Annotated in this window: 8 protein-coding genes; 6 read left to right on the forward strand and 2 right to left on the reverse strand. The window is 69.2% G+C overall.

The window, feature by feature from the left end:
* The first annotated feature begins 93 nt into the window (after window positions 1-93).
* From BMY97_RS13055 to BMY97_RS13075, 5 genes are all read left to right on the forward strand, one after another.
* Window positions 94-879, forward strand: coding sequence for a DUF1684 domain-containing protein (locus tag BMY97_RS13055; RefSeq protein ID WP_091617019.1), 786 nt, complete (start codon window positions 94-96; stop codon window positions 877-879).
* A gap of 315 nt (window positions 880-1,194) precedes the next feature.
* The gene (locus BMY97_RS13060) at window positions 1,195-1,719 is read left to right on the forward strand and encodes a DUF4365 domain-containing protein (protein WP_218156774.1); all 525 of its coding nucleotides are present in this window, start codon (window positions 1,195-1,197) and stop codon (window positions 1,717-1,719) included.
* Window positions 1,716-2,819 carry a hypothetical protein gene (locus BMY97_RS13065; protein WP_091617021.1) on the forward strand — a complete coding sequence of 368 codons (1,104 nt, stop codon included), beginning with the start codon at window positions 1,716-1,718 and terminating at the stop codon, window positions 2,817-2,819. The genes BMY97_RS13060 and BMY97_RS13065 overlap by 4 nt, the downstream gene beginning before the upstream one ends.
* A 40-nt stretch (window positions 2,820-2,859) precedes the next feature.
* Window positions 2,860-3,459 (forward strand): hypothetical protein, encoded by a 600-nt coding sequence (locus tag BMY97_RS13070; protein ID WP_091617022.1) that lies wholly within the window; start codon window positions 2,860-2,862, stop codon window positions 3,457-3,459.
* Window positions 3,456-6,593: an ATP-binding protein gene (locus tag BMY97_RS13075; protein ID WP_245787293.1), complete on the forward strand. Its 3,138-nt coding sequence runs from the start codon at window positions 3,456-3,458 to the stop codon at window positions 6,591-6,593. Before BMY97_RS13070 ends, BMY97_RS13075 begins: the two co-directional genes overlap by 4 nt.
* Window positions 6,594-6,601: 8 nt before the next feature.
* On the opposite strand, the gene BMY97_RS13080 is transcribed toward BMY97_RS13075, so the two are convergent.
* The gene (locus BMY97_RS13080; RefSeq protein WP_091617024.1) at window positions 6,602-7,279 is read right to left on the reverse strand and encodes an MBL fold metallo-hydrolase; all 678 of its coding nucleotides are present in this window, start codon (window positions 7,277-7,279) and stop codon (window positions 6,602-6,604) included.
* Between the two features lie 474 nt (window positions 7,280-7,753).
* Between BMY97_RS13080 and uvrA the strand changes: the two genes are divergently transcribed.
* Complete coding sequence (gene uvrA, locus BMY97_RS13085; protein WP_091617127.1) at window positions 7,754-10,615, forward strand: excinuclease ABC subunit UvrA; 2,862 nt, start codon at window positions 7,754-7,756, stop codon at window positions 10,613-10,615.
* A 110-nt stretch (window positions 10,616-10,725) separates the two neighbouring features.
* Here the strand turns inward: uvrA and BMY97_RS13090 are convergent, their stop codons facing one another.
* Window positions 10,726-11,403: a fibronectin type III domain-containing protein gene (locus tag BMY97_RS13090; RefSeq protein WP_091617025.1), complete on the reverse strand. Its 678-nt coding sequence runs from the start codon at window positions 11,401-11,403 to the stop codon at window positions 10,726-10,728.
* Window positions 11,404-12,134 lie beyond the last annotated feature (731 nt).

Consider the following 12,134-nt stretch of genomic DNA (forward strand, 5'->3'; position numbering starts at 1 on the left):
CGTTACGAGCCACGTGCCCGCATGCTGGGAACGGGAATGCCCCTGTCTCCCGGACGTTCCCCCTGACAGCAGGGCCGACGAAAGGGGCACGTGATGACCGTGGACTTCGCCCGCGAGTGGCAGGACTGGAAGACCGGGCGCGAAACCGACCTCGCCGATCCGTACGGGTGGCTGGCGCTCGTTTCGCTCGACTGGCTGGAGAACGCCCCGCGCGCGTACGCCGGGCTGCCCGGCCGCTGGTGGCAGGACGCGGACGCCGCGTACGTCGACCCGGACGGCGGCGAGCTCGTCCACGACGGCGAGCCGATCACCGCGGTGCGCCGGTTCGAGCTGGTCAACAGCGGCGCCGGCACCCGCGTGACGGCCGGCGACCTCGAGATCGAGATCGCGCGCCGGTCCGGGTACCTGATCCGGGTGCACGACCCGAAGGCGCCGGTGCTCCAGGCGTTCCACGGCGTCCCGTCCTACGGCCCGGACCCGGCGTGGTCCGTGACGGCGCGGTTCGAGCCGTTCGACTCGCCGCGGCCCACGACAGTCGGCGCCGTCGTCGAAGGGCTCAGCCACGTCTACACCGCGCCCGGCCTGGTCCGCTTCGAACTCGGCGGCGAGGAGCACACGCTCACCGCGTTCAACGGCAAGAACGGCGGCCTCAACATCCTCTTCACCGATGCCACCAGCGGCGTCACGACGTACGCGGCCAACCGCTCGCTCCCGGTCGCCGCCCCGTCCGCCGACGGCACGGTCACGCTGGACTTCAACCGCGCCGTCAACCTGCCCTGTGCCTTCACGGACTTCGCCACCTGCCCGCTCCCGCCCGAGGGCAACCGCCTGCCGCTGGCGGTGGAGGCGGGGGAGAAGGTGCCGTACGAACGCGGCTGAAGCCGCCGATTGTGCCATTGCCCGGCCGTGCCTTGACGGGACAATTCCTGTCGTTTAAACGCGGGACGGTGAAGTCGATCATTCCGCCGGGTGGCGCGCGTGGCTGACGCGGCCCGGCGGACCTGCGCGTTTCCGGTTTCTGTCGCGTTTGTGTCAGGGAATCAGTACCCGTCATCGGGGCCTGGTTCGTCGAATGGTTTCGTTTCTCGATCGTTGCCGCCGGTGGTCCATCCGGGTTTCATCCGCTGACAGCGAATATGCTTCCGCGTAAGCTCTCCCCCGCCGCTCTTCATGATCACAGCCGGGGGAGGTTGTGTGCTGGAAACCTTGGTTCGCCACGGTAATTTCGGTGAGGACTACGTCCGCACGCTCGCCTCCGCGGCGGGCTTGTTCGTGCGCGCGTACAGCCTCGAGCGCGACGGAATCGATCTCGGGATTCGTTTCCCCGGCCGCGTGAACGGCGTCGCTTCGCCGGGTATCGAAGTGCAGATTCGGGCGTGGCCGGACCCGCGCGAAGCGCCATCCGCAGCGGAATGGGACTTCACCGGAATCACAGAGGTGCAATTCAACCGCATCGCGGGCGACGACTTCACCATCCCGCGGTATCTGCTGCTGGTCAGGGTTCCACAGGAAATCGGCGAGTACGCTGAATTCCGCACGGACGGAATGCTCTTCCGGCATCTGGCCTACTACTGGTCGGGCCGCGACGAGGCCCCCGTCGACGAGCCCAGTCCCGAGCGCCACCGGTCCGTGCGGGTGCCGGTCGCGAACGTGCTGACCGTCCGCAGCCTGCGCGCGCTGGTCTGCTCGGTGCGGCCGCAGGACGGAAGCGTCGCATGACAGGCGACCTCGGCGTCTCGGCCATCGCGGACTACCTGCGGGAAACCGGCTGGCAGCGCCGTCCCCTCCAGTGGCGCGGCGCGTCGATCTGGACGCGCGAAGGCGCCGACGTCCTGGTCCCCGCCCGCGACGGCATGGGCGACGGCGACCTCCGTGTGCGCGAGATCCTGGACGTGCTGGCCGCGGTCGAGGACCGGGCACCGGGCGAGATCGCGCAGGACATCGGCTCCGCCCCGGCCGACACCCAGCAGCTCACGATCTTCCCGCCCGGGCGGGCCTCAGGGTTCGCTAGCTTGAGGCAGACGCTTGGTGTCCTCGCCGGTCTCGGCGAAACCTTCTTGGAGGCCACGCGCGCCGTGTTCAGGCGAAACCCGGCGGCTTTCGGGGACGGGACCGCGGAGGACGTCGACGGGTTCATGGCCGGGATCCAGATCGGCGCGGGCCGCCCCGGCAGCTACATCATCCCGGTGCAGGTGCCGCTCGACGGGCCGGAAGGTCCGAGGCCGCCACTGGGTCGGCTCGTGACCCGCGAGCTGCACAGCGCGGTGTCGTTTCTGAGCGGCCGGAAGGAGCCCTTACCGGGCCCGCTGTCGCCGGCTCTGTGCGACGCGCTGGCCGGCCTGGCCGACGAGTCCGGCGAGCGCCCGTTCGAGATCGGTTTCGGCTGGTCACGCCGGTTGCCGTCGGACATGCCGGCGGCCACGTACCGGTTCGAGGAAGACTCGGGACCCCGCTTCCGAGCGACCGCTGAAAAGCTCCGGCACGCCGAATCCTCGGCTGTGCTCCGCCAGAGCACAGCGTCGGCCTCGGACATCGGGCTTGCCCGGCATGTCATCACTGCGACAGGCCTGATCGAGACCCTGCACCGCGACCAGCCGGACGGCGATCAGTGGACGATCGACGTCCGGGCCGACTCACCGCTGACCGGCACCTCGCGGCGAGTGCTCCATGTGCAGCTGCCCGATCGAGCTGTCTACGAGGCCGCTCTCGCGGCCCACCGCCAGGAGCGTCGCGTCCGCCTTGCGGGGGACGTGACCATCCACCCCAGAAGAACCGAATTGCGCGTCGCCGACGCGACGGGCTTCGACGTACTCGACTGACCCGTACTTCGACATCGACACGGACAGAAGGAGTGGCGTAATGCCGGAGGGCAAGCTGAAGCTGTCACAGCGTGAAGTGCTGTTCGCACTGATGGCACTGGCTCGTGACGTGACGAACCCGGAGCTTCGCGAGCTCTGCGGTCTCACCCTGGTCGGCGCGGATCGTCGCGGCCTGAACGATCAGCAACTGGTGGACAGCGTGAAGGTCGGGCCCGCCTTCCGCCACAGCCTCACCGATCGTGGCTGGCGGTGGTGCCAAGACGAGTTTTCCCAGAGCGCCGCGGAAGACGCCAGGCCGCTCGAGCGAGTCGTCTATCTGGTCTTCTCCCGGTTGGAGAAGTTCTTCGAGCGCCGGAAGATCACCGTGACCGAGGTGTTCGTCGACCTCGCAGAACGGATCCGCAAGGAGTACCACGAGCTGGCCGCCGAGCCGAGCGCCTGGGTGAGCCTGACCGACCTGCGCTCCATGCTGGGCGACGCCCCGCGTGAGGAAGTCGACCAGGCGCTGATCACCCTCGACGGCACCAAGAACGTCACGCTCATGCCGGAGTCCAACCAGAAGACCCTCACCGCTGCCGATCGCGCGGCCGCGGTCCGAATCGGCGGTGAGGACAACCACCTGATCGCGATGGCGGAATGATGGACCCGGAGCAGCGGGACGCCCTGAAGGAACTGCACTTCGAGACGACCCTCACCCAGGAGGATGTGTGGACCGACCCGCCGGTCCACGTCGGGTCGCTGAACGCCGACGCGCAGGCGATGATCCTCAAGGGCGTCCGCGACGCCAGGGACGGAAACGGCCGGAGCCCGATCGGTGTGGTCCTCCAAGGCCGCAAAGGGGCGGGGAAGACCCATTTGCTCGGCTGGATCCGTCAGCAGCTGCGGACGAGCGGAGGCTACTTCTTCCTGAGTAATCTCGGCAGCAGTGACGATTTCTGGTCGACCATCGTCGACGCGCTGCAGCAGGGGCTGAACCAAGACGGCGAAGAGGGGCAAAGCCAGCTGGGCACCTTCCTCAACCGGCTGGTCACCAGGGCCGGGTTGCCGCCCCAGCTGATCGCCCCGCTCCTCGGGGAAGAGCGGCTGGAGCCGAGGAACCTCGACGAGCTCATCATCGCGTTACGGCGGTTCGACCGGCGGGTGATGATGGATTGCCAGGACACGTTCCGGGCACTCGCGCTGTTCGGTTGCGCACACCCGGCGCTCAACACCATCGGCCGGGACTACCTGACCTCGCCTGCCGAACTCGCCACCGAGGAACGGACGCGGTGGGGCTTCCGTGCCCGTCCGCCGACCCCGCAGCAAGTGGTGTCCGAAGTGTCGAAGCTGCTCGCGCTCACCGGACCGAGCGTCATCGCGGTCGACCAGATCGACACGCTCGTCGCCATGTCGGACAAGGAGACGGCCGGCCTGGAGAAATCCCGGAGGCAAGGGGCCGTCGACGTGATGATCGGCGAGATCGCGAACGGCCTCATGCAGTTGCGCGAGGAGACCCGTCGCACGCTCACGATCGTCGCCTGCCTGCCGACTATCTGGGACACCATCAGGGACAAGGCCCCCGACACGGTAAAGGACCGGTTCTTCCCGTCACAGCCGCTTTCCCGCATTCCCGACCGCCGGACCGGGCGGCAGCTCGTCGTCTCGCGGCTGGCTCACACATTCTCCCGGATCGGCTTCGTCCCGCCCCATGAAACCTGGCCGGTGGGGGAGTCGGCCTTCGCCGATGTCCAGCAGTACACCCCGCGCCAGATCTTGAACCGCATCGACCAGCACGTCGAATTCTGCCTGCGGAGTGGGGAGATCCACGACCTGGCCGCTTTCGCCGAGGCCGCGGTCGAGAGCCCACCGGACCGGGGTTTCCTTTCCGGCGAGCTGTCCGTGCCTGCCGCAGCCGACCTGACACCCTTCGACAACCGGTTCGAAGAGCTGAGGCGGAGCGCCGACGTGACTGATCCGCTCAACGCGACGATGGAGGACCGGCTGATGCCGGGCCTGCTTTCGGCCGGGCTGACCGCGTGGACGTTGGAGCGTGGTTCGGAAAAGGAGTGGTCGGTCGACCCGGCCTCCACGGCGCAGCCCGCGGTTCTGCATGCCCGGCTCCGCTTGACGATCGACGCGGAGAAGGAGGCCGAGGAACATTGGTCGTTCCGCGCGATCGCCGGCAACAGCCCGATAGCGGCGGTCAGCCGGCTGAAGAAGGCGATCAAGGAGTCCGGGATCCAGCTCGGGTCGAACCGCAAGTTGGTGCTCGTGCGCAACATCCCGTGGTCACGGGGCGCGGCTACTCAAGATCACCTCAAGCTGCTCCGTGAAAGCGGTGGCCTGTCGGTGCCCCTGACGGAGCTTGACCTACGGGTCTTCTCGGCATTGCGCGTGATGCTGGAGGAGAAGAAGCCCGGCCTGTATGACTGGCTCGCGGCGAGACGCCCGGCGGCCGGCACCGAGCTGTTCTCGACTGTCCTGCCGGAGACGCCGAAGCCGGAGCACACGGCATTCGACGCCGCTCCGGCCGAACCGCCGGAAACAGCGGCCGAGCCTGACGACGGCGTGCCCATGGTGCCGGTGGGAAGGCTCGTGGCCGATCAGGCCGTGGTCGGCATCCCGCTCGAATCGCTTCGGAAGCACGTGATGATCTTCGCGGGCTCCGGTACGGGCAAGACGGTGCTGATTCGCCGGATTGTCGAAGAGTGCGCGCTGCTCGGTGTTTCCTCGATCGTGCTCGACCCGAACAACGACCTGACCCGTCTCGGCGACGCGTGGCCCCAGACGCCGGAAAGCTGGCACCAGGGGGATGTCGAGAAGGCGCGGCGATACCTCGACGACACCGAGGTGATCGTGTGGACCCCGGGCAAGCGAACCGGCCGGCCGCTGGCTTTCCCGCCGCTGCCCGATTTCGGTGAGGTGCGAGACGACGTCGACGAGTTCGACTTCGCGATCCGCGAGGGAGTCAGCCTGCTGGCCCGGAGTGCGCGGGTGGACGGAACCTCGGCGCCGATGACCCGGAGCCGTGCGGTACTCAACGAATCCTTGCGGTACTACGGCGAAACCGGGGGCCGGGACCTGAACGCGTTCATCTCCGTCCTCGCCGATCTGCCGGACGGCGTGAGCAAGCAGGACCGTGCTGCGGCGATCGCGTCCGATCTGGCGAACACCCTGCGGGCTGCTCAGGTGAACGATCCCTCGCTGGACGGCACGAGCGATCCAGTCGATCCCGGGTCGCTGCTGACACCGTCTGCTGGGAAGAAGGCCCGCATATCGGTGGTCAATCTCGACGCGCTCTCCTCGCTGCAGGAGCGTCAGGTCTTCGTCAACCGGCTGCAGCTGGAGCTGTTCGCGTGGATCAAACGGCATCCGGCCGGCGACCGCCCGCTGGGCGGACTGCTCGTGATGGACGAGGCGCAGGACCTCGCCCCGTCCGCGGGCAAGACGCCCAGCACCGAGAGCAGCATCCGGCTGGCGTCGCAAGCGCGGAAGTACGGTCTGGGTCTGATTCTCGCCACCCAGGCGCCGAAAGCCGTGCACAACCGGGTCGCCGGCAACGCGACAACGCAGTTCTTCGGCCGGCAGAACTCGCCCGCACACCTGGAGGCGACGAAGGAAATGGCCCGGAGCAAGGGACGCGACCTCCACGACCTCGGCCGGCTGTCATCGGGCGAGTTCTACGTCACCGCGGAGAATTTCAGCATGCAGAAGGTGCTGACCCCGCTCTGCCTCAGCCACCACCCGCGCAGCCCGCTCACACCGGAGGAGGTTCTCGACCGGGCTCGGCTGTAGGGCTCAGCTCACCAGCCGCGCTCGCGCCACTCCGGCAGTTTCGGACGCTCGGCCCACAGCGTCGAGTCGTCCCCGTGGCCCGGGTAGAACCACGTGTCGTCCGGCAGTTCGTCGAAGATTCGCGCGGAGACGTCGTCCAGCAGGGACTTGAAGTCCTCCGGGGACGTGGTCCGGCCGATGCCGCCCGGGAAGAGCGAGTCGCCCGTGAAGAGGTGGGGGTGGCCGGTCGGGTCGCGGTAGAGGAGGGCGATCGAGCCGGGGGTGTGGCCGCGCAGGTGGATTACCTCCAGCGTGACCTGGCCCACCTTCAACGTGTCGCCGTGCTCCACCAGGAAGTCCGGGGGGATCGGCAGCGGCTCGGCGTCCAGGGGGTGCGCCGCGGTGTTCGCGCCGTTCGCGCCCGCCACCGCGCCCAGGGCCTGCCAGTGGTCCTGGTGCTGGTGGGTCGTCACGACGGTGCGCAGCGCCGGGCGATCCGGGCCGTGCCCGATCAGGTCCGAGATGCGCTCCGGGTCGTTCGCCGCGTCGATGAGCAGGGCTTCGTTCTCGGCGCGGCAGACGAGCAAGTACGCGTTGTTGTCCATCGGCCCGACCGAAAGCTTCGTGATGGTCAGCGCGTCCAGCGTGCGTCGCGCGGCGTCGCCGCCCGGTTCGACGTGCCCGGTGTAAGAGTCGACGATGTTCACGAGAGCACACGGTAGCCGGGGTGGCGCCGTCGCTTCCACCCGCACACGTCGGCTCGTGATGACCACTGGCGGTACCGCCGCGGCGGCCAAGTCGCACCGATCGTGTGGTGATCTGCCTCGCCCGGGGTGCTGCCACTCGTACCGGCAGTCGCTCGCCGCGATCGGTACTCTGGTGTCGGACTTGATTTCCCGCACGACGCGGGGTTCCCGTGCCTCCCCACGGGTTGCCCCGGCGGTCACCGGGCCAGGCAGGGTCTCGTATGGTCTCCAGCTGGTGCACCGGGAACCGGGCCGCTGCCTGGCCGGACCTCGGCGCCGGCATCCCGGCAGCCGCTGGGAAGCCGGAAAACCGCAGGTCGAGACAGTGGAGCCCGTTTTTGTCGGTGGTCCGTCCTAGCATGGACGCGGCCGCTCGTGCAGGACTTCCACCGGGCCGGCCTCCGCAGCTGAGAATGAAACTGAAGGGACGTGGGCGTGGCTGATCGCCTCGTTGTTCGCGGTGCCCGCGAGCACAACCTCCGCGGCGTGGATCTCGACCTGCCCCGCGACAGCCTGATCGTGTTCACGGGCCTGTCCGGGTCGGGCAAGTCGAGCCTCGCCTTCGACACCATCTTCGCCGAGGGCCAGCGGCGTTACGTCGAGTCGCTGTCGGCGTACGCCCGGCAGTTCCTCGGGCAGATGGACAAGCCCGACGTCGACTTCATCGAGGGCCTCTCGCCCGCGGTGTCGATCGACCAGAAGTCCACCTCGCGCAACCCGCGCTCCACGGTGGGCACGATCACCGAGGTCTACGACTACCTGCGGCTGCTCTACGCCCGCGCGGGCAAGGCGCACTGCCCCAAGTGCGGCGAGCTGATCAGCAAGCAGACGCCGCAGCAGATCGTGGACCAGGTGCTCGAGATGGACGAGGGCACCCGCTTCCAGGTGCTCGCGCCGGTGGTGCGCGGGCGCAAGGGCGAGTACCTCGACCTGTTCCAGAACCTGCAGCAGCAGGGCTACGCGCGCGTGGTCGTCGACGGCACGGTGCACCCGCTCACCGACCCGCCGAAGCTGAAGAAGCAGGAGAAGCACCAGATCGGCGTGGTGATCGACCGGCTGAGCGTCAAGACCAGCTCGCGGCAGCGGCTCACCGATTCGGTGGAGACCGCGCTGCGGCTGGCCGACGGCCTGGTCGAGCTGGAGTTCGTCGACCTGCCGGAGAACGACGCGCACCGCGTGCGCGGGTTCTCCGAGAACCTGGCCTGCCCCAACGGGCACCCGCTGGCGATCGAGGACCTCGAGCCGCGCTCGTTCTCCTTCAACTCGCCGTACGGCGCGTGCCCGGAGTGCACCGGCATCGGCATCCGCAAGGAGGTCGACCCGGAGCTGGTGGTGCCCGACGACGAGCTGTCGCTGGGCGAGGGCGCCATCGCGCCGTGGGCGGGCGGCCAGAGCGCCGACTACTTCATCCGGCTGCTCGAGTCGCTGTCGGAGGCCGTCGGCTTCCGCATGGACACGCCGTGGCGCAAGCTGCCGGCGCGGGTGCAGAAGGCGGTGCTGCACGGCGTCGACGAGCAGGTGCACGTCCGTTACCGCAACCGCTACGGCCGCCAGCGCTCGTACTACGCGGCGTTCGAGGGCGTCATCCCGTTCCTCGAGCGGCGCCAGGAGCAGACCGAGTCCGAGTTCATGCGCGAGCGGTACGAGGGCTACATGCGCGAGGTGCCGTGCCCGACCTGCCAGGGCACCCGGCTCAAGCCCGAGATCCTGGCCGTCACGCTGGAGCACGGCACCCAGGGCGAGCGTTCGATCGCCGAGGTCTGCGCGCTGTCGATCGACGAGGCTTCGCGGTTCCTCGACGAGCTGGTGCTCGGCCCGCGCGAGGCGATGATCGCCGGCGCCGTGCTCAAGGAGATCCAGGCGCGGCTGCGGTTCCTGCTCGACGTCGGGCTCACCTACCTCTCGCTCGACCGCGCGTCGGGCACGCTGTCCGGCGGCGAGGCGCAGCGCATCCGGCTCGCCACGCAGATCGGCTCCGGGCTGGTGGGCGTGCTGTACGTGCTGGACGAGCCGTCGATCGGCCTGCACCAGCGCGACAACCACCGGCTGATCGAGACGCTGACCCGGCTGCGCAACCTCGGCAACACGCTGATCGTGGTCGAGCACGACGAGGACACCATCCGCTCCAGCGACTGGGTGGTCGACATCGGTCCGGGCGCGGGCGAGCACGGCGGCCACATCGTCCACAGTGGACCGTACAAGAAGATGCTGAAGAACAAGGAGTCGATCACCGGGGCGTACCTCTCGGGACAGCGCCGGATCGAGGTGCCCGCCCTGCGGCGGCCGATCGACAAGAAGCGGCAGCTGACGGTCGTGGGCGCGCGGGAGCACAACCTGCGCGGGCTGGACGTGTCGTTCCCGCTGGGCTGCCTGGTGTCGGTCACCGGCGTGTCCGGCTCGGGCAAGTCCACGCTGGTCAACGACATCCTGGCGCAGGTACTGGCGAACAAGCTCAACGGCGCGCGCCAGGTGCCGGGGCGGCACACGCGGGTCAACGGGCTGAACAACGTCGACAAGCTGGTGCGCGTCGACCAGTCGCCGATCGGGCGGACCCCGCGGTCCAACCCGGCCACCTACACCGGTGTGTGGGACCACGTGCGCAAGCTGTTCGCGGCCACCACCGAGGCGAAGGTGCGCGGCTACCAGCAGGGCCGGTTCTCGTTCAACGTCAAGGGCGGCCGCTGCGAGGCGTGCGCCGGCGACGGCACGATCAAGATCGAGATGAACTTCCTGCCGGACGTCTACGTCCCTTGCGAGGTGTGCAAGGGCGCGCGGTACAACCGCGAGACGCTCGAGGTGCACTACAAGGGCAAGACGGTCTCCGACGTGCTGGACATGCCGATCGAGGAGGCGGCCGGGTTCTTCGAGCCGATCAAGGCGATCCACCGGCACCTGCAGACCCTGGTCGACGTCGGCCTCGGCTACGTGCGGCTGGGCCAGCCCGCGCCGACTCTGTCGGGCGGGGAGGCCCAGCGCGTGAAGCTGGCGAGCGAGCTGCAGAAGCGCTCCACCGGCAAGACGGTCTACATCCTCGACGAGCCGACCACCGGCCTGCACTTCGAGGACATCAGCAAGCTGATCGGCGTGATCAACGGGCTGGTGGACAAGGGGAACACGGTGATCGTGATCGAGCACAACCTCGACGTCATCAAGACCTCCGACTGGATCATCGACATGGGCCCGGAAGGCGGCTCGGGCGGTGGCACGGTCGTCGCGGAGGGCACGCCCGAGTACCTGTCAGAGGTCGCGGAGAGCTACACCGGCGAGTACCTCCGCACGGTGCTGAACCCGGCCTGACGCTGAACCTGTCCTGACGTGCTCGGTGCCGGCTCCCGCCGAGAGCCGCCGCCGAGTACGTTGCAGCTTCGTTTTTCCGGCGGGGATGGCTTCCGCGGCGGGCCGGCCGATCAGCCCTTGCCGGTGGTGCGGTGCACGACGGGGGAGAGCGGGCCGTAAGCGAGGGCGCGAACCCGGAAATCCGAGCCTTGCTCGCCGGGCAGCAGGGACAGGGCGCAGGTCGTCGTGTCCGGGTCCGTCACCTCGACGGGGGTGAAGCCGGTCGTGCCGGGCTTGCGGAGTTCCAGCAGGAAACCGGCTTCGCCGGTGGTGTGGTCGGTCCAGGTGAACACCACACTGCTGTCCTCGCCCGGGGTCGCGCGCAGGTCGGTGGGTGCGTCGGGAGTCAGGACTGGGGCGGGCGCGCCCGCGGTGGAGGGCTGGCTGGGCGCGGTGCCGCTGCTCGCGGCGGTGGGGCCGACGTTGATTGCCGCTGACACCGGGCCGGAGAACGGCCGGACGCGGTAGTAGAACGGCGTCTCCGGGATCAGGTCGGGGTGGGTGTAGCTGGTCTGGTCCTGGGGCAGGAACTGCAGTGTGGTCCACGGGCCGTCCGTGGCGTTGGCGTATTCGAGCAGGTGGCCGGCGACGCCAGTGCCGGCTGCGGGCCAGTGCAGGACGATGTCGGTCGGCGAGGTCAGCGTCGCGGTGAGGGCCGGGGGCTGGGCGATCGGCGGGGTGGCCATCGGCGCGGGTGACGAGCAGGCGGCGGCGAGCAAGGCTGCCGACGCGACCAAGGCGGTGAGCACGAGCCGCCTGGTCCGCGCAACCAGGCCGGCTCGTTTGAACGGCGCCGCCGGCAAACCCAAGCAGGGCTTGGGAACCAAGGCGGCCCGCGCGAACAGACTGCCCGGCGGGATCGCGATGACCGGCAGTGCTGAGGTGGCTGGTGGGGCTGAGGCGCCCGGTGGGATCGCGATGACCGGCAGTGCTGAGGTGGCTGGCGGGGCTGAGGCGCCCGGTGGGATCGCGATGACCAGCAACGCTGAGATGGCTGGCGGAACCGAAGCGCCTGGCGGCACCGAGGCGGCTGGCGGGACCGAGATAGCCGGAGCGAGGGGCGGGCGGCGGGACTTCTCGGGCACGGCAGGCCTCCGGAACGTGCTGGCGGCGGCGGTGCCGGGCCAGCTTAGGAACCGCGCCCCGTGAGCGACAAGACACGTTCCGGTGACCGGGAGCACGCCGGTGAACCGTTCGGCGCCGGTATCCGTGTGGAAGGTGCCGGGGATCCGCACCGGCACGGAACAGCGAAAGGGGGCGGCTCCCGGGTGAACACGGCGGTGGCACTGGGGCGACAGGATTTCGTGGCCGGGGCCGCGACGGTCCACGGCTCGACGGATCGGGGCGTGACGGCTCAGGGCGCAGCGGTCCGGGGCACTGCGGTCCGAAACGCAGCGGTCCGGAGCGCGGTGGTCCGCGCCCAAGCGGTTCGGGCAGCGATGGTCCGAAGCTCGGCGACCCGAAGCTCGGCGACCCGAGG

Origin of the sequence: Amycolatopsis saalfeldensis, assembly GCF_900110575.1 — a bacterium.
GTDB lineage: Bacteria > Actinomycetota > Actinomycetes > Mycobacteriales > Pseudonocardiaceae > Amycolatopsis > Amycolatopsis saalfeldensis.